At 49.3% G+C, this 17376-nt stretch carries 17 protein-coding genes and 1 rRNA gene; 9 read left to right on the forward strand and 9 right to left on the reverse strand.

Annotated features, from left to right (window positions below; all coding sequences use genetic code 11):
• Positions 1 to 17 precede the first annotated feature (17 nt).
• The 5 genes from G7Y39_RS07215 to G7Y39_RS07235 all read right to left on the reverse strand — a co-directional run bounded on the left by G7Y39_RS07215 (position 18) and on the right by G7Y39_RS07235 (position 4175).
• Complete coding sequence (locus G7Y39_RS07215; protein ID WP_165156516.1) at positions 18 to 995, reverse strand: D-alanine--D-alanine ligase; 978 nt, start codon at positions 993 to 995, stop codon at positions 18 to 20.
• 3 nt (positions 996 to 998) lie between these two features.
• Entirely contained in the window at positions 999 to 2078 is a 1080-nt protein-coding gene (locus G7Y39_RS07220) for an RluA family pseudouridine synthase (RefSeq protein WP_165156495.1), read from the reverse strand.
• Between the two features lie 4 nt (positions 2079 to 2082).
• A complete protein-coding gene (locus tag G7Y39_RS07225) occupies positions 2083 to 2709 on the reverse strand; it encodes a PASTA domain-containing protein (RefSeq protein ID WP_165156496.1) in 627 nt (208 codons plus the stop codon).
• A gap of 151 nt (positions 2710 to 2860) precedes the next feature.
• The gene (gene rpmH / locus G7Y39_RS07230; protein ID WP_005633099.1) at positions 2861 to 3013 is read right to left on the reverse strand and encodes a 50S ribosomal protein L34; all 153 of its coding nucleotides are present in this window, start codon (positions 3011 to 3013) and stop codon (positions 2861 to 2863) included.
• A 196-nt stretch (positions 3014 to 3209) separates the two neighbouring features.
• Entirely contained in the window at positions 3210 to 4175 is a 966-nt protein-coding gene (locus G7Y39_RS07235; RefSeq protein ID WP_165156497.1) for a tetratricopeptide repeat protein, read from the reverse strand.
• A gap of 163 nt (positions 4176 to 4338) precedes the next feature.
• Between G7Y39_RS07235 and G7Y39_RS07240 the strand changes: the two genes are divergently transcribed.
• The 7 genes from G7Y39_RS07240 (at position 4339) to G7Y39_RS07270 (ending at position 12884) form a co-directional block, all read left to right on the forward strand.
• Positions 4339 to 4569, forward strand: a complete 231-nt coding sequence (locus G7Y39_RS07240; RefSeq protein ID WP_165156452.1) for a hypothetical protein — start codon at positions 4339 to 4341, stop codon at positions 4567 to 4569.
• A 263-nt stretch (positions 4570 to 4832) separates the two neighbouring features.
• Positions 4833 to 5129: an OadG family protein gene (locus G7Y39_RS07245; RefSeq protein WP_165156498.1), complete on the forward strand. Its 297-nt coding sequence runs from the start codon at positions 4833 to 4835 to the stop codon at positions 5127 to 5129.
• An 18-nt stretch (positions 5130 to 5147) separates the two neighbouring features.
• A complete protein-coding gene (locus G7Y39_RS07250) occupies positions 5148 to 7043 on the forward strand; it encodes a biotin/lipoyl-containing protein (protein ID WP_165156499.1) in 1896 nt (631 codons plus the stop codon).
• On the forward strand, positions 7043 to 8278 hold the full coding sequence (locus tag G7Y39_RS07255; protein ID WP_165156500.1) for a sodium ion-translocating decarboxylase subunit beta: 1236 nt from the start codon (positions 7043 to 7045) through the stop codon (positions 8276 to 8278). The genes G7Y39_RS07250 and G7Y39_RS07255 overlap by 1 nt, the downstream gene beginning before the upstream one ends.
• Positions 8279 to 8494: 216 nt before the next feature.
• A complete protein-coding gene (locus tag G7Y39_RS07260; RefSeq protein WP_165156501.1) occupies positions 8495 to 10351 on the forward strand; it encodes a DUF349 domain-containing protein in 1857 nt (618 codons plus the stop codon).
• Positions 10352 to 10414: 63 nt separating this feature from the next.
• On the forward strand, positions 10415 to 11623 hold the full coding sequence (locus G7Y39_RS07265) for a hypothetical protein (RefSeq protein ID WP_165156502.1): 1209 nt from the start codon (positions 10415 to 10417) through the stop codon (positions 11621 to 11623).
• Between the two features lie 67 nt (positions 11624 to 11690).
• Positions 11691 to 12884, forward strand: coding sequence for an esterase (locus tag G7Y39_RS07270; protein WP_165156504.1), 1194 nt, complete (start codon positions 11691 to 11693; stop codon positions 12882 to 12884).
• Between the two features lie 96 nt (positions 12885 to 12980).
• Here the strand turns inward: G7Y39_RS07270 and G7Y39_RS07275 are convergent, their stop codons facing one another.
• The 3 genes from G7Y39_RS07275 to G7Y39_RS07285 are packed head-to-tail and all read right to left on the reverse strand — an operon-like array spanning position 12981 to position 14320.
• Positions 12981 to 13607, reverse strand: a complete 627-nt coding sequence (locus G7Y39_RS07275) for a lysine exporter LysO family protein (RefSeq protein ID WP_165156506.1) — start codon at positions 13605 to 13607, stop codon at positions 12981 to 12983.
• Positions 13604 to 13882: a LysO family transporter gene (locus G7Y39_RS07280; protein ID WP_165156508.1), complete on the reverse strand. Its 279-nt coding sequence runs from the start codon at positions 13880 to 13882 to the stop codon at positions 13604 to 13606. Before G7Y39_RS07280 ends, G7Y39_RS07275 begins: the two co-directional genes overlap by 4 nt.
• A gap of 54 nt (positions 13883 to 13936) precedes the next feature.
• Entirely contained in the window at positions 13937 to 14320 is a 384-nt protein-coding gene (locus G7Y39_RS07285; RefSeq protein ID WP_241159979.1) for a hypothetical protein, read from the reverse strand.
• Between the two features lie 256 nt (positions 14321 to 14576).
• Between G7Y39_RS07285 and G7Y39_RS07290 the strand changes: the two genes are divergently transcribed.
• On the forward strand, positions 14577 to 16835 hold the full coding sequence (locus G7Y39_RS07290; RefSeq protein ID WP_165156510.1) for a GH92 family glycosyl hydrolase: 2259 nt from the start codon (positions 14577 to 14579) through the stop codon (positions 16833 to 16835).
• A gap of 6 nt (positions 16836 to 16841) precedes the next feature.
• Positions 16842 to 17162 carry a heavy metal-binding domain-containing protein gene (locus G7Y39_RS07295; RefSeq protein ID WP_165156512.1) on the forward strand — a complete coding sequence of 107 codons (321 nt, stop codon included), beginning with the start codon at positions 16842 to 16844 and terminating at the stop codon, positions 17160 to 17162.
• Between the two features lie 113 nt (positions 17163 to 17275).
• Here G7Y39_RS07295 and rrf read toward each other — a convergent pair.
• Positions 17276 to 17376 (reverse strand): 5S ribosomal RNA (gene rrf / locus G7Y39_RS07300); the annotation flags it as partial.

Raw genomic sequence — 17376 nt, forward strand, 5'->3', positions numbered from 1 at the left:
CTCTTTATCATTGACTCTTAGTTAAACTCGCTTTCTATAATGTCTGTCAAGACCTCCCGGATCTCCAGGCCGGCGGCCCGCACCTGCTGCGGGATGAAGCTGGTCGCCGTCATGCCGGGCGTCGTGTTGACCTCCAGCAGGACCGGCTCGCCGTCCGGCGGGAGGATGTAATCGACACGGATCAGCCCCTTGGCGCCCAGCAGGCCGTAGATCCGCAGGGTCTCGCGTCGCACCTTCTCCGCCAGCTCGGCGGAGATGCGGGCGGGGGTGATCTCCTGTACCTGCCCGTTGTACTTGGCGTCGAAGTCGAAGAACTCGTTATCCGTAACCACCTCGGTCAGCGGGAAGACGACCGCCTTGCCGGCGGCCTTGTAGCAGCCGCAGGTCACCTCGGTCCCATCGATGAAACGTTCGATGACCACCTCCCGTCCTTCGCCGAAGGCCTTGGCGATGGCGGGTTGGATGCCCGAGGCCTCCTTTACCTTCGTCACCCCGAAGCTGCTGCCGCCGTCGTTGGGCTTCACGAAGAGCGGAAGGCCCAGCTGGCGGACCACCTCGTCGTCCGTCACCGTCTCTCCCTTGAACAGGTGGATGGAGGGGGCGATGTTCACGCCGAAGCCTTTCAAATAGTGGTTGCACACATATTTATTGAAGGTCAGGGCGCTCACCAGCATCCCGCAGGAGGAGTAGGGCATCCCGATCAGGTCGAAGTAGCCTTGCAGCCGCCCGTCCTCACCCGGCGTCCCGTGGATCGTGATGTAGGCGAAGTCGAAATGCCTCACCACACCGTTCTCCCGGAAGCTGAAATCATTCTTGTCGATCGGCGCGTGTTCCCCGCCGGGGAGCCGTACCGCCCATTCGTCTCGCTTGACGATGGCAATATATACATTATATTTCTCTTTATCAAGAAAGGAGTAGATTCCTTCCGCGCTTTTCAATGAAATAACGATCTCGGAGGAATCGCCTCCGGCAACAATAGCAATGTTCCTTTTCATCATCTATAGTTCTTTAGTAGTTGCATATACGCGCCATCTGTCGACCAACGCGGCCATGTCGGCCGGTATCTCGGAATCGAAAAACATCTCCTTGCCGGTGGTCGGATGGACGAAGCCGAGCGTCTTGGCATGCAATGCCTGGCGCGGGCAGATGGCGAAGCAGTTTTGCACGAATTGTTTGTACTTGGTGGTGGTGTTCCCTTTCAGGATCTCGTTCCCGCCATACCGCTCGTCGTTGAAGAGGGTATGCCCGATGTGCCTCATGTGGACCCGGATCTGGTGCGTGCGCCCCGTCTCCAGACGGCACTCCACCAAGCTCACGTAGCCCAGGCGCTCCAGGACGGTATAATGGGTGACCGCCGTCTTCCCCTGGTCGCCCTCCGGAAAGACCGCCATCTGCATGCGGTCGCGGGGGTTACGACCGATATTGCCCTCGATCCGCCCCTCGTCTTCCCGCACGATGCCCCATACCAAGGCGCGGTATGCGCGCCGGGTGGTCTTGTGGAAGAACTGCAGGCTGAGGTGGGCCTTCGCCTCGGGCTTCTTGGCGACCACCAGCAGGCCGGAGGTATCTTTGTCGATGCGGTGGACGAGTCCCAAGGCGGGGTCGTTGGGGTCGTAGGCAGGGTCGTCCTTCAGGTACCAGGCGAGGGCGTTCACCAGCGTGCCGGTGTAGTTGCCGTGCCCGGGATGAACGACCAGCCCCGCCGGCTTGTCGACCACCAGCAGGTCGTCGTCCTCATAGACGATATTCAAAGGGATTTCTTCGGGGATAATCTCCAGTTCCCGGCGCGGGCGATCCATCACGATAGAAACCACGTCCAAGGGTTTCACCCGGTAATTGCTTTTCACCGGCTTGTCGTTCACCCGGATACAACCCACCTCCGCCGCCAATTGGATGCGGTTACGGGTGGCGCCCATCATCCGGTCGACCAGGAATTTGTCCACCCGGAGCAGGGACTGCCCCTTGTCCGCCACGAAGCGGAAGTGCTCATACAGCTGGTTCGACGATGTTTCGTCTTCTTCCGGCATCAGCAGGTCGTCTACCTGTTCATCATCCCTATCGTCCAAAAACTCGTCCATTCCCTTAAAACCAGTTTTCTATATCACTATCCAAGGGTTCTACCGGAATACTATCCAAAGCCAATGAGTCGGGAAGCATATTCGGATCGCCACTGCTTACTTTCAATACGAGATGAGCGGTCAACGGTACCTGTTCCCCCTTGAGCAAGGTACGCCCGTTTAACTCCACCCCCATCGCCAAATCTTTATAATCGCCCGGCACATATTCGATCTCAACCGACGAGAAGCCGCGGGCCCGCAGTAAGGCATACGCCTGACGGAAAGATAAGTCTTCCACCTCCGGTATCGCGGCCATCTGGGAGGTCAACGCGTTAATCGTAACAAATAGGATCCGTCCCTCTTTCACCTTCGATCCGACACCGGGCACCAACTCCACGATGGAACCCGGAGCCACCTCTTTCGAGAAGACGGAATCGATCACGTTATAGCGCAGCTTGTTATTCCGGAAAAACTCAGCGGCCTCCTCCAGCTTCATTCCTTTCACGTCCGGGACGACCACCGCTTGATTATGGCGGGTATAAGAATCCAGCCACGCCAGCACGCCATAAACAACGCCGCACGACACGACTATCACCAGCAAGAGATTGATGACAAATGGATTCTTTATCAGTTTTACAAAAAAGTTACTCATTTCATGTATGTGTTTGTAGGCGGTTCAAAAGTAGAAAAAAAACGGCATATAGACCAATATCCACCGGAGCAATACTACAAAAACAAAGAAAGTAAAGGCTTTTTAGGAAAAAAACCTCTACTTTCTCTATAAATCTTCAGGACGGGATTGCTTATCCGTTGTATTCGTCTGATACCGTCAATTTCGCTCTGCCCTTCGCACGACGAGACGCCAATACTCTACGGCCATTAGCGGTAGCCATTCTTGAACGGAAGCCATGCTTGTTCTTTCTTTTCCGGTTGGAAGGTTGGAATGTTCTTTTCATCTTTCTATATTAATTTATTATTATTCGCATACTTATTCGGGCTGCAAAGATAGAGCCTTTTTTTTAATAAACAAAAGGTCGTGCGATTTTTTTAAATATCAAAGGAGCGTCATCGTCATCGAGACCATAGCGAATCGCGCAGGACTCTCTCCAGAAGAGATAGCGGAGTGCTAGCGCGGACTTAAAAAGAGGGGAGTCAAAAGATTCCCCCTTTATACATGTCATCGAAATTCGAATGCTGCCCGTTCATCTTCCGGGCCTCCTCGCCTTCCGGATTCAGTTCCAGAGATTTCTTCAGATCCTCGAACGCACCGGCCTTATCACCTTTCAGATTCTTGGCTCGCCCACGCTCGCTATAAGCCTTGGCAAAAGACGGATTCGTCTCGATCGCCTCATCAAAGAAAGCGATCGCCTCGTCATATTTCTTTTGTTCGATCAATAACTGACCGGACAAGATACAAGCGTCCTCATTAAACGGATTTAGATCCAGGGCCTGCTGGAAATCAGAATTCGCGGCATCGATATTTCCTAAAGCCAGATGAATACGTCCTCTTAGCAGGTAAGAACTTTCCTCCTCCGGCACGATCTCGACCGCTTTTTTCACATCGGGCAGCGCCTCTTTAGCTTGTCCCATTCCTAAAAGAATCTCCGCACGTGACAAATAAGCATCGGCGAAATCCTCCTTCAAGGTGATCGACCTCGTCAGGTCGGCGATAGCGCCAAATAGGTCATTCGTCGCTTTCTTCGCTTTTGCCATCATGAAATAAGCGACATGATTAGAGGGTTCTAGTTCAATCACGTGCAAACAATCCGTTATGACCTCCGCGTCCTTATCCAACATAAACAATAAGTTGACCCGCGTCAAGCGGGTAGCGATATGATCCGGCTCCATCTCAACCATCCGGTTCAACACCTCTTCGGCTTTCCCCAGCTCGTTCGCCATCGTATAAGCGGAGACGAGATAGCTCATCGTCTCAAAATCCTCTTGTATATTCAGCGACTCCGTAAAGCATTTGATCGCATAGGCGAGTTTTCCCATCTTTTGGGCACGTATACCGTCGTATTTCAAGATATCAAAGTTCTTCAACTCATTCTTCGCCCTATCCTCCGTCGCCTCGGCCGGTTTGGAAGAAGAGAATAAAGATGTAAAGAAATTTCCCATAGTCTTATACCTTAAGGCAGATTATAATTCCTTAATTCCGCAATATTTCAATTAGAGTTTCTTATAAGTTCCTGAACAACATTCTGTTGCCTAGAATTTTGCCATGTCAGGGAGACCACTTAACTTAGTGTTGTGGAAAAAACCCAAATAACCCTTGACTGGCATGGCGAAAGTAGTAATAAAATCAGAGAAACTCACACCTTTCGGTGGAATATTTTCAGTTATGGAGCATTTTGATGCTCTTTTGTCAAAGACGTTGCTCAATGCCCTGTTGTCGACAGGCGGTTTGCGGGCGGGTGGAAGAAGGAGGAAAATAGAGGTACGTAAAGATGCGCCCTTTGCACCCTGCCCTCCCCACTTTTTTTTCATTGAGATACGACCGGAAAACCATTGAGATACGGTGCCAAGTCAATGAAACGCGAGACGGATTCCCTAGTATCTTGTGCCGCCAGTCAAAAGCCGTTTAACAGCATCTATCCATCCTTTTTCTAACAAACATCCACAAAAGGACGATTTCCGCTTATTTATTTTCATTTTTTTAATTAAAATGTAACAGATCGTTTTCCCGCATTTTATAATTTCGCGGTTGTTTTTAATTTGGCTGAAAGTTGCTCAATCTTTAGTAGAAACCTTTTAAGCTATCCACAAATATAGAATATGGAGAATATAGAAACAGGACTTTTGTTAATGGGAGTTGGGATGACCACCGTATTTGCTATCCTTTTGATCGTTATCAATCTGGGAAAAGGACTTATCGTTTTGGTGAATAAATACGCACCGGAAGAGATCCTAGCGAAGAAGCCGGTAGCGGCATCCACTCGGGTACAAACGGGCATTTCAACGCAAACTACCGCAATCGGCAGCCTTTCCGGACAGGAGACTGCCGCCATCGTATCGGCAATCAGCGCCGTGACCCGCGGACGGGGGAAAGTTATCAAAATTGAGAAAGTATAAATAAGACATATTAACATCATGAGAAGAGAAATCAAATTCAGTTTGGTCTTCCGAGACATGTGGCAATCTGCCGGAAAGTATGTCCCGACCGTAGACCAACTAACCAGAGTCGCTCCGGCAATTATCGAAATGGGCTGTTTCGCCCGGGTGGAAACGAATGGCGGAGGATTTGAACAAGTCAACTTATTATTCGGCGAGAATCCCAATAAAGCGGTCCGGGAATGGACGAAGCCATTCCATGCGGCAGGTATCCAGACGCATATGTTAGACCGTGCGTTGAACGGACTTCGCATGAGCCCGGTGCCCGATGACGTACGCCGGCTATTTTACAAGGTAAAGAAAGCGCAAGGAACGGATATCGCCCGCACGTTCTGCGGTTTGAACGACGTGCGGAACATCGCCCCGTCTATTAAGTATGCGAAAGAGGCCGGTATGATCTCACAGTGCTCCTTGTGTATCACGCATTCTCCGGTACATACGGTTGCGTATTATACAAAAATGGCCTTCGAGTTGATCGAGCTCGGAGCGGATGAGATTTGTATCAAGGATATGGCCGGTATCGGACGTCCGTACACATTGGGTCGTATCGTAGCCAATATCAAGGAAAAGTATCCGGAGATTCCTATCCAATATCATAGCCACGCAGGTCCCGGCTTTAGCGTGGCTTCCATCATGGAGGTTTGCGATGCGGGCTGCGACTATATCGACGTAGGTATGGAGCCGCTTTCTTGGGGTACAGGCCATGCGGACTTGCTAACCGTACAGGCCATGTTGAAAGATGCCGGTTATAAGGTGCCTGAGATCAACATGACGGCTTATATGAAGGTTCGTGCCTTGATTCAAGAATTCATGGATGATTTTTTGGGATTGTATATCAGCCCGAAGAACCGGTTAATGAATTCCTTGCTGATCGGGCCGGGACTTCCGGGCGGTATGATGGGTAGCTTGATGGCGGACCTTGAGAAGAACCTAGAGACGATCAACAAGAGCAATATCAAGAACAACAAACCCCTGATGTCTCAAGACCAGTTGTTGATCAAATTGTTCGACGAGGTCGCTTACGTATGGCCGCGCGTCGGTTATCCTCCATTGGTAACACCATTCAGCCAATACGTGAAGAACCTAGCCTTGATGAACGTCATGCAGATGGAGAAGGGGAAAGCCCGCTGGAGCATGATCGCCGATGATATCTGGGATATGATCCTTGGAAAAGCCGGACGACTCCCGGGTCCGTTGGCTCCCGAGATTATCGAGAAGGCGCAAGCCGAGGGACGTAAGTTCTTCGAGGGTAATCCTCAAAACAATTACCCGGACGCGTTGGATAAGTATCGCAGGTTGATGAACGAGAAACAATGGGAAGTTGGCGAGGACGAGGAAGAGCTCTTCGAATACGCTATGCACCCCGCTCAATACGAGGCCTATCGCTCCGGAAAGGCCAAGGTCGAGTTTAAGGTAGACGTAGCAAAACGTAAGGCTGAGAAAGCGAACGCAGGTAAACCGGTGACACCCGCCGCTACATTGGCGATGCCAACGACTCCGCAAGTCATGACCGTAGATGTAAACGGACAGGCCTACCGCGTGACCGTCGCTTTCGGTGATACCAACAGCGCGGCTCCGGAAGCCAAACCGACGGCGGCCCTCGCCCCGAAAGCCCCGGAGGCGGCAAACGTTCCCGCAGGTGCGGGAAAAGAGGTGCTTTCTCCGCTAGAAGGTAAATTCTTCCTGGTAAAGAATGCTTCCGATACCCCGGTGAAGGTGGGCGACGTAGTGAAAGAAGGAGATATCCTTTGCTATGTGGAGGCCATGAAGACATACAATGCCGTACGTGCGGAGTTCGGGGGAACGATCACGGCGATCTGCCTGTCTTCCGGCGATGCCGTATCTGAGGATGATGTATTAATGACGATTCAGTAATGAACGAGATATTTCAAAACTTATATGAGATGACTGCGTTCAGCAATATCATTGCTGAACCGCAGTTCTTGATCATGTATGCCATAGCGTTCGTATTGCTCTACCTCGGCATCAAGAAACAATATGAGCCGCTATTGCTCGTGCCTATCGCGTTCGGCGTATTGCTCGCCAATTTCCCCGGAGGCGATATGGGAGTGATTCAAGCGGATGAGAATGGATTGGTCAATGTACACGGTGTAATGAGGAACATCTGGGAGATGCCGTTGCATGATATCGCCCACGAACTTGGCTTGATGAACTTCATCTATTATATGTTGATCAAGACGGGTTTCTTGCCGCCGATTATCTTCATGGGTGTCGGCGCATTGACCGACTTCGGCCCGATGCTCCGCAACCTTCGCCTATCCATTTTCGGCGCTGCGGCTCAACTGGGAATCTTCACGGTACTTTTGGTAGCGATCTTGATGGGATTCACGCCGAAAGAAGCCGGATCTCTTGGAATCATCGGAGGTGCAGATGGCCCGACGGCTATCTTCACGACCATTAAGTTGGCGCCCCATTTATTAGGGCCGATCGCTATCGCGGCTTATTCTTACATGGCTTTAGTTCCAGTTATCATTCCTTTGGTAGTTAAACTATTGTGCACGAAGGAAGAGTTACGGATCAACATGAAAGAGCAAGAGAAGAAATTTCCTTCCGGCACGGAGATCAAGAACTTGCGTGTATTGAAGATCATATTCCCGATCGTGGTAACCACGGTAGTCGCCTTATTCGTCCCCAGCTCAGTTCCATTGATCGGTATGCTGATGTTCGGTAACTTAATAAAGGAGATCGGGACAAATACGTTCCGCCTGTTCGACGCGGCTTCCAACAGCATCATGAACGCTGCAACGATCTTCCTTGGATTGTCTGTCGGAGCTACCATGACATCGGAGGCGTTCTTGAACCTGACAACGATCGGTATCGTAATCGGAGGTTTCTTGGCATTCGCTTTGTCCATCGCCGGGGGTATCTTCTTCGTTAAGATATTCAATTTGTTCACGAAGAAGAAAATCAATCCGCTTATCGGAGCCACGGGTTTAAGCGCCGTGCCAATGGCCTCTCGTGTGGCGAATGAGATCGCGTTGCGATATGATCCGAAGAACCATGTCTTGCAATATTGTATGGCTAGTAATATCTCGGGGGTGATCGGCTCGGCAGTAGCTGCCGGTGTGTTGATTTCCTTCCTGGGATAAATAAGATTAAATAGTATGAGTAGATCCCGGGAGACGGGGCATGCCCCGTCTCAACAACCGGAATCAAGAAAAATAGACCAGCCTTAACATCTATTAGTATCCAAAATAACTTTTTAGATAAATAATTCCCCTGAAATGCTGTAATCCAAAAATATTTAGTTTAATTTGTGACTTGATATAGGGATGTATTTATCCTTTCCTTAAAAGCGATTGTATATGAAGGACACTCTTGAGACTAATTTGCCGGAAGAAGCCGGGAAATTGGAAGAAACTAAAAAACCGGTTGAGATGCCGGAAATCGATGCTACCGCAGACGTTGAAGAAGCCAACGGCACGGCGGAGGCTGGTGCTGCTATTGCCGCAGGTAAATTAACCAAAGAAGAAATTCTCGCTAAGTTAACCGAACTTGTTGAGACTTCCGTAGAGACTTCCCGTGGAGAAGTAGAGGCTTTGAAACAGGCTTACTACAAGATTTGTCGTAGCGAGGTGGAAGAACTTAAGAAAAAATTCGTCGCTGATGGTGGCGAAGAAAAGGATTTTACAGCCCCCGCTGACGAAACCGAGAACAAGATCAAGGATTTGCTCACCTCTTATAAAGAGAAAAGAGCCGCTATCCTCGCCGAGGAAGAGCGTGTTAAGGCCGCTAACTACGCGTTGAAATTGCAGTTGATCGACCAATTGAAAGAGCTTTGCGAAAGCCAAGATGATTTCAATAAGTTATACAACTCCTTCAAGGACATCCAACAAAGATGGAAAGAGGTGAAAGCCGTTCCTCAAGAGCACGTGAATGAGCTTTGGAAGAATTATCAGATCTACACCGAGAAATTCTACGATATTATCAAGATAAATAATCAGTTCCGCGATTACGACTTCAAGAAAAATCTGGAATTGAAGACCGCTTTGTGCGAAACCGTAGAGAAACTAGGTAACGAGCCGGATGTTATCTCCGCATTCCACCAGCTTCAGAAACTGCATCAGCAATGGCGTGAGATCGGGCCGGTAGCGAAGGAGTTACGTGAGGATTTATGGGCTCGCTTCAAAGCAGCCTCGACCGTGATCAACAAGCGTCACCAGGAGCACTTCGAGAAACTGAAGGCGAAAGAGCAGGAGAATCTGGATGCGAAGACTGTGATTTGCGAACAAATCGAGGCGATCGATTTCAGCGTACTGAAATCGTTTAAGGACTGGGAAGAAAAAAACAAGGAGGTAATCGGCTTGCAAGAGAAATGGAAGACGATTGGTTTCGCTCCGAAAAAACATAATGTAAAGATATTCGAACGTTTCCGTGCCGCTTGCGATGTCTACTTCGAGAAGAAGAGCGAGTTCTACAAGACGATCAAGAGCGATATGGAGAAAAACCTGGACGCTAAGCGTGCGTTATGCGAGAAAGCCGAGGCCTTGAAGGATAGTACGGACTGGAAAGATACGACAGATAAGATGGTCGCATTGCAGAAAGAATGGAAGACGATCGGACCGGTAGCCCGTAAGCATTCCGACGCTGTCTGGAAACGTTTTATCTCGGCTTGTGATTATTTCTTCGAGCAAAAGAATAAGAACGTTGTTTCCCAAAAGAGCATAGAGCAGACCAACTTAGCCGCAAAGAAAGAGCTGATCGCCAAGATCAAGGGCATGGACGAGAGCCTTGAGCATGATGAGGCTATCGCGACCTTGAAGTCTTATATGGCGGAATGGAATACGATCGGTTTCGTACCGTTCAAGGAGAAAGATAAGATCTACAAGGAATATCACGAGGCGGTTGACCAACAATTCGATCGTTTGAAGGTAGACCAAAACGATCGCAAGATGCAGTCGTTCCGCAACAATCTAAACGAGATGACCAACGGCGAAAGAGGTAAAGGCCGTTTGTTCAGCGAACGTGATAAGTTGATGCGTATGTACGAGCGCATGAAGAACGAGCTTCAGACTTACGAGAACAACATCGGCTTCTTAAGCGTTTCCTCGAAAGGCGGCGGCGGCTTACTGAAAGAGATGGAACGTAAGATCGAGAAACTGAAAGAGGATATGGCTCTAACGATCAAGAAGATCGATGCCATCGACGAGAATCTGGAATAACAATCCCATAAACCCGAGCGAAGCCGTCCCTTAAAAAGACGGCTTTGTTGTTTTTACGCTTTTATGTCACGGATACATTATTTCAATCCCGGCCACGAGACGGCCGTACTTTTAGGGACACAGAACTACACGGCGCCGACAAATGTCCGTAAAATGCAACAAGACTTGGCGCTGCTGCCAGTTTGGTATGCGGAAGAGGATGCTTTTGTCTATCTGGAAGATCGTAAAGCAGCCCCTCCGTTTCTTGCCCATTTGCCCAAAGACCTGCACCCTGCTCCTATACCCGTAACAAAAGCGATGCTGGCGAAAAACGCGCCTTATCTCGCTCCTATGGATGCGGTTCCGTGGGGACTTTCCCCGCATAGTCTCCACCTATTCGAGCGGTTGAGGGACAAGACAAAAGTCCAGCTATCCGTCCCGGCTTGGAAGGAGGATTATTTTCGCCTTACCGGCAGGCAGACGGCGGCAGAATGTCTGGAAAAGATACAGACGCTCCTGCCCGATCTCTCTATTCCGGGAGCGCCTCGTTTCTGTACGAAAATCCGGGAGGTGGAGAGATACATGCTCTTATGCGACACTCCCTTCGTATTAAAAACGCCCTATTCCTCTTCCGGACGGGGACTGCTATGGGTAGAGAAACGAAAACTGGATACAAAGACGAAGAACTGGATAGAGGGCGCATTCAACAAACAAGGAATGATCAGCATCGAAAGCGGATTAGACAAAGTACAGGATTTCGCCATGGAATTTTATTCCGACGGGCAAGGTAATGTCCGTTACGAGGGATTATCCGTTTTCAATACCGAGGAGCGAGGTTCCTATACAGGTAATATCCTGGAGGAACAATTCGCCATGCTCTCTCGCATCACCCGATTCACGGGCGAAGAAACCTATTCCCGCATCCAAGAGGCGGTACGTATCGTATTGCAAGAAGCCTACGGATCTACCTACGCAGGTTGTATCGGTGTGGATATGCTGGTCTATAGACAAAAAGACGGATCTTTCGCTATTCATCCTTGCATTGAGATCAATATGCGGTATACGATGGGAATGGTCGCTTTACGTCTATTCCAGCACTATGTGGTGCCCGGAGCTATTGGCGATTACCGGGTTTCCTACGAGAAGGAAGCCGGGAAGGCTCTCGATAAACACCGCTTCATGTCAGAGGCTTATCCACCTCGCCTTGTCAATGGAAAGATTCAAGAAGGTTACCTCTCGCTATGTCCCGTCACAAAAGAGACACATTATCGAGCCTATTTATTGTTCATGTGACAAATTATTCATTATATTTGCGATAATCTTTGGAGCCTAGTATAATACCATTAATAAATTTATCATTATGAAAAGATTATCAATCTTGACCGTGTTCATGCTGATCAGCGTGATCACGTTCGCCCAACAGGCCCTTTGGGGTAGTCAGAACATCGTCTCTCCGGAGATTCATCCGGACAACACCGTAACCTTCCGGTTCATAGCACCCAAAGCGATAAAGGTGCAGGTAACAGGAGATTTCCTTCCCACACAGAAGATGAAGACTCAGTTCGGTTCAGTGGATGTACCCGGTACCGCTGATTTAAAGGAGGGCAAGGAAGGCGTTTGGGAATATACCACACCTAAACCGCTTCCCTCCGAATTATATAGCTACTCCTTTATTGTCGACGGATTAAAGACCACAGACCCGAACAATGTCTATCTGAACCGTGACGTGGCATCCGTTACGAATATCTTTATTATCAAAGGCGGGCAGGGCGATGTATACAGCGTCAATGATGTGCCTCACGGAACAGTCGCTCGCCGTTGGTATGAGAGTCCGACATTGGGGAAAACCCGCCGTATTACCGTTTATACACCGGCTGGCTATGAAACAAGCGGTAAAAAATATCCGGTATTCTACCTATTACATGGCATGGGGGGCGATGAGGAAGCTTGGATCGCTTTAGGACGTACGGCCCAGATCATGGATAACCTAATCGCACAAGGCAAGGCGAAACCGATGATCGTGGTTATGACAAACGGAAATGCGAATCAAGAGGCCGCTCCGGGAGAATCCAGCCTAGGTTTAATCAAGCCGAATATGCAACTGCCGAAAACCATGGAGGGTAGCATGGAAAGCAGCTTCCCGGATGTTATTAAGTTTATCGAGAGCAATTACCGCGTGGAAAAAAAGAAAGCCAGCCGTGCGATAGCCGGACTTTCCATGGGTGGGTTCCATTCTTTGCATATATCTAAGCAATATCCGGATATGTTCGATTACGTAGGATTATTCTCTGCCGCTATCCTCCCCCGCGAAGACTCCGAATCTCCCATCTACCAGAATATGGATGAGAAGCTGAAAGTACAATTCGGCAAGCACCCGAAATTATACTGGATCGCTATCGGTAAAACCGACTTCTTATACAAAAACAACGTGGACTATCGTAAGAAACTAGACGATAACGGCTACAAATACGAATACTATGAGAGCGACGGCGGCCATATCTGGAAAAACTGGCGTATCTATCTCACAAAATTCGCCCCGATGCTATTCAAGTAACAAAACACCCCAGTTGTAGAGGCGTAGCGTGTGCCGCGTCTCTATAACCGTCTCATACAATTACCGCAGAACTAAAGTTTCGACCTCAAGAAACGCTCACATCGAGCAGAAGAAAGATACGAAAAACGGAACCGTGAAGTCCACCACGATCCCGTGAAAGATAGAGACAAAGACCAAGTCCTTTCCGCAATAACGGGTGATGATCGGTAATGTCGTGTCCATCGTAGTAGCTCCTCCCGCACAAATCGGAGATAGCTTTCCGAGATATTTAACAAACAACGGAGCGCCCAGCAAGGCAAACATCTCACGGATAATATTAGCGATCAAGGCGATCGTTCCTAACTCCGCTGCCAATTGAGCCCCCAAGGTAGGTTCTTTCAGCTCTGTTATCAAGATGGATGATAATGAATAATAGGCGAAACCGCTTCCGACCGCCAAACAATCGAATACGCTCCATTTCGTAAGTACGAGACTGATCAAGGCGGAGAATGTCAACGTCCCGACAATCGTAGCCAAGGGTACCAGCAGCAATTTGGGCCGTATACTCGACAAAATCTCTTTCAGTTTCTTGTCGCTTCCGATGCTAATCCCTACTTGAAACATCAAGAGGTAAAGTACATAAACCGTCGCGTCACTCTCGATAACGACCTCGGGCAGATAGCCACTCCATCCCAGCAAGCAGCCCAAGGCAAAGAAGCCCGCGACGACCAAACTCCCTTTCATCCCCAATTCCTCTCCTTAAAAAAGAAATGGTAAACGCCCCATGCGGCCAAGAGGCTGCCCGACGTAGCGGCCGAGGCAATCAACAGGGCTTGCCCGCCCAACGTCGTAAGATTATTCACGACAGACTCATTAGCCCCTACCGAGATTCCCAGCAGGAACAAAAGGAGAAGAATCGTATAAGAAATAGGCTTACCGATCTTTTGCAGCCATTCTACTTTACGAAAGAAATACCCCACGGCAATGCCGCAGAACATGATTCCGATTACTGTAAACATCCTTTTGTAGTTTTTGCCGCGAAGTTAACGGAAACTCACGGTACCACAAAGCGGTTACTTCTTCGTTTTCTTGAATTTCACGGGGATCTGCATACCGCCGGCGTCGGCCATTCCCTTTAACGTATTTCCTTCCTGGATCATGGTCAAGTCTACGGGCGTTCCATCCACATAAAAGGAACCGAAATACTTATCTCCTCTCGCCTTGATATCACGTATCTCCAAGATGCTACCTTGTATATCCACTTTGGCGGTCAACTTGCCGTTCTCTTGCCTGATCTGAAAACTGCCCGCTTGATATCCATACGGAGCGTCGGGGGCAGAGAAGGACCAATCGCCTACGAGCTTACTAAAATCAGCGGCTTTATCCTGTGCCGAGATCGTGATGCAAAACAAAAGGCATAAAAGAGCCGTGAAGGCTTTCTTCATGTTCGTTCCCATAATCTTATGCGTTAAATGAGTAATAAGTTTAAATAACGGCTCAAATGTAGTGATTAATTTTCGATCTTCCGAGACATGTCCCCCTATACGGGCGCCAAAATCTTTTCCAAGGGAAGAGGGAATGCCCCGGCCTCATGAACGGAGCCCGAAAAAGGTCGTAGATTTTAAAGGGAAATTTCGAATATTCCCCCAAAGCCATTATCTTTGTGACAGATGTGCGATAATTTGCTTATTACAAACTAAATCCATAATAACAGTGAAAAGAACGATCTTATTTTTTCAAGCCGCTCTTGCCTGCCTGCTGGCAGGATGCAAGCAAGCGTCGGAGTCGCCACAGCTACAAGATGAGGTGAGGTATGTAGACCCATTCATCGGAACCGGATTCCATGGGCACACCTTTCCCGGAGCTACCCGTCCGTACGCGATGGTACAATTAAGCCCGGATACCCATATCTTGGGATGGGACGCAAGTAGTGGTTACCATTATGACGACAACCATATCTACGGGTTCAGCCACACGCATCTTTCCGGTACGGGTATCGGCGATCTGGGTGACGTAGCCTTATTGCCTTTCTCCGGAGGCGATTCCATCAAACCGATAGCGACCTTCCGGAAAGACACCGAGAAAGCGACACCGGGGTATTATGCCGTACGTTTGGACAACTTTGGCATCAACGTAGAATTGACTTCTACGGATCGCGTAGGTTTCCATAAGTATACATACGACAATCCCAAAGAACGTCGTGTCTTGCTTGACTTGGGGCATATCCTGCAACCGAACTGGGGACACAGGCTGGTCGGTAACCAGTATTTACTCGTAAACGACTCTACGGTGGAAGGAACCGTGAAGACACAAGGCTGGGCGCATTACCACTCCATGTCCTATCGGATTACTTTCTCGGAACCGATCGAGACCGTATACCAATACATGGACGGGAAATTACGTAAAGACTCCTTGTTCTTACGCCTGAATACGGCCGGGGATTTGAAGTTTCATTACAAATTCGCGGAAAAGGCACGACCGCTTTACGTAAAGGTTGCCTTATCCGTAATCGATCCGGAAGGCGCCGAGAAGAATCTCGCGGCAGAGTTGCCCGGATGGGATTTCGATAAGACCCGTGAGGAATCGGCACGTGTCTGGAACGAGGCCTTAAACTCGATCCAGCTCGAGGCAGATCCGAAAGTCATGGTCAATTTCTATACGGCGCTCTATCATACCATGATCGCCCCCTTCGCTTATCAAGATGTGGACGGGCGTTATCTAGGCATGGACAAGAAAGTACATACCGCCGAACCGGGTTATGTAAATTATTCCGTATTCTCCTTATGGGATACGTTCCGCGCGCTTCATCCATTAATGACAATCATTAATCCGACCCTGGCGACAGATTGGGGAAAGGTGCTCGTGCAGGGTTATAAAGAAGGCGGAATATTACCCAAATGGCCTTTAGCCTCCAGTTATACAGGTTGTATGGTAGGGTATCCGGCCGTCTCGGTCCTCGCCGACCTGGTAGCGAAAGATTTAGCGGAAGGAGATATGAGCACTTGGGCGGAAGCCGGCGCACGTTCTTCCGTTTATCGGGAGGATCTTGCCGAGAAGTTTAAAGGCACCCGCGAGCTGGATCTGATCACGATACATCCTTACTATAAGGAGAAATATGGTTTCGTCCCCGCCGACTCCGTGCCCGAATCCGTATCGTGGGGTCTGGAGATGGCGTATGAGGATTGGTGTATCGCCCAGATCGCCAAGAAAGCTGGTAACATGGAGTTAGCGGATGCGTATGCCAAGAAAGCTGAATACTACAAACGCTATTTAGATCCCGAGACGAAGATGATGCGTCCGGTAATGGGCGACGGTTCTTTCCGCACCCCATTCAATCCCCGCTATTCTTCGCACATGAAAAGCGATTATACCGAGGGGAATGCCTTCCAATGGAGTTTCTTCGCACCTCATGATATGGACAACTTCATCGCCGCTATCGGTGGCAAGAAAGAGTTGGAAACACGTTTAGACACCTTGTTCACCACCTCTTCCCAGATAGACGGGGCGGAAGCCTCCGGAGATATTACCGGATTGATCGGCCAATACGCTCATGGAAACGAACCAAGCCACCATATGGCCTATCTCTATAACTGGACAGATTCTCCATGGAAGGGGCAAGGGTATTTGGATTATATCATGCGGAATTTCTACACGAATGAACCGGATGGTATCATCGGCAATGAGGATTGCGGGCAGATGTCTGCTTGGTATGTCATGAGCGCGCTAGGTTTTTATCAGGTGAGTCCGGGTATTCCGGTTTATACATTGGGTCGCCCGATGGTAAACAAGGCTTCTGTGCACGTAAAAGGCGGTGTTTTCGAGATCGTGGCGATCGACAACAGCCCTGCCAATAAGTACGTGAAAGAGGTCAGGCTAAACGGCAAAGTCCTTGAGACTCCTTTCATCAGCCACTCCGATATCATAAATGGAGGTAGGCTTGAGTTTATCATGACCCATCAACCGGTAAAATAAATAGCTATGTTACTCACAACAACTAACACGATTGAAGGAAAAGAAATTACCCAGTACTTCGGAATCGTATCCGGTGAAACGATCATCGGAGCGAATGTATTCAAAGATTTCTTCGCAGGTATCCGAGATATTGTCGGAGGACGTTCAGGTTCTTACGAGGGCGTCTTACGCGAAGCGAAAGAGACGGCCTTGAAAGAGATGAGTGACCATGCGGCACGAATGGGCGCAAACGCTGTAATCGCCGTAGATCTGGATTTCGAGACCGTAGGAGGAAGCGGAAGTATGCTGATGGTTACTGCCGCAGGAACAGCCGTACGCTACCAATAAAGTAGAGAGACGCGGGCACGCCGCGTCTCCCTACAACGGATGGCTCATAAAAAAGAAGGGGAGTCAACCCTTTCGGATTGACTCCCCTCTCTTCCGGCTATCGCCTTCACTCAAGACGGCGGCTACCTACTCTCCCACTGTTACGCAGTACCATCGGCGTGACGAGGCTTAACTTCTCTGTTCGGAATGGGAAGAGGTGGATCCCTCGTGCCAT

Source organism: Parabacteroides sp. ZJ-118 (assembly GCF_011038785.1).
Taxonomy (GTDB): Bacteria; Bacteroidota; Bacteroidia; order Bacteroidales; family Tannerellaceae; genus Parabacteroides.

Coding starts and splice junctions, on each gene's coding strand:
- G7Y39_RS07235 (WP_165156497.1), bottom strand. CDS start 4,175: ATGGGAAATTTCTTTACATCTTTATTCTCTTCTTCCAAACCGGCCGAG.
- G7Y39_RS07260 (WP_165156501.1), top strand. CDS start 8,495: ATGAAGGACACTCTTGAGACTAATTTGCCGGAAGAAGCCGGGAAATTG.
- G7Y39_RS07280 (WP_165156508.1), bottom strand. CDS start 13,882: ATGTTTACAGTAATCGGAATCATGTTCTGCGGCATTGCCGTGGGGTAT.
- G7Y39_RS07295 (WP_165156512.1), top strand. CDS start 16,842: ATGTTACTCACAACAACTAACACGATTGAAGGAAAAGAAATTACCCAG.
- rpmH (WP_005633099.1), bottom strand. CDS start 3,013: ATGAAAAGAACATTCCAACCTTCCAACCGGAAAAGAAAGAACAAGCAT.
- G7Y39_RS07225 (WP_165156496.1), bottom strand. CDS start 2,709: ATGAGTAACTTTTTTGTAAAACTGATAAAGAATCCATTTGTCATCAAT.
- G7Y39_RS07270 (WP_165156504.1), top strand. CDS start 11,691: ATGAAAAGATTATCAATCTTGACCGTGTTCATGCTGATCAGCGTGATC.
- G7Y39_RS07240 (WP_165156452.1), top strand. CDS start 4,339: ATGGCGAAAGTAGTAATAAAATCAGAGAAACTCACACCTTTCGGTGGA.
- G7Y39_RS07285 (WP_241159979.1), bottom strand. CDS start 14,320: ATGGGAACGAACATGAAGAAAGCCTTCACGGCTCTTTTATGCCTTTTG.
- G7Y39_RS07250 (WP_165156499.1), top strand. CDS start 5,148: ATGAGAAGAGAAATCAAATTCAGTTTGGTCTTCCGAGACATGTGGCAA.
- G7Y39_RS07245 (WP_165156498.1), top strand. CDS start 4,833: ATGGAGAATATAGAAACAGGACTTTTGTTAATGGGAGTTGGGATGACC.
- G7Y39_RS07265 (WP_165156502.1), top strand. CDS start 10,415: ATGTCACGGATACATTATTTCAATCCCGGCCACGAGACGGCCGTACTT.
- G7Y39_RS07220 (WP_165156495.1), bottom strand. CDS start 2,078: ATGGACGAGTTTTTGGACGATAGGGATGATGAACAGGTAGACGACCTG.
- G7Y39_RS07255 (WP_165156500.1), top strand. CDS start 7,043: ATGAACGAGATATTTCAAAACTTATATGAGATGACTGCGTTCAGCAAT.
- G7Y39_RS07215 (WP_165156516.1), bottom strand. CDS start 995: ATGAAAAGGAACATTGCTATTGTTGCCGGAGGCGATTCCTCCGAGATC.
- G7Y39_RS07275 (WP_165156506.1), bottom strand. CDS start 13,607: ATGAAAGGGAGTTTGGTCGTCGCGGGCTTCTTTGCCTTGGGCTGCTTG.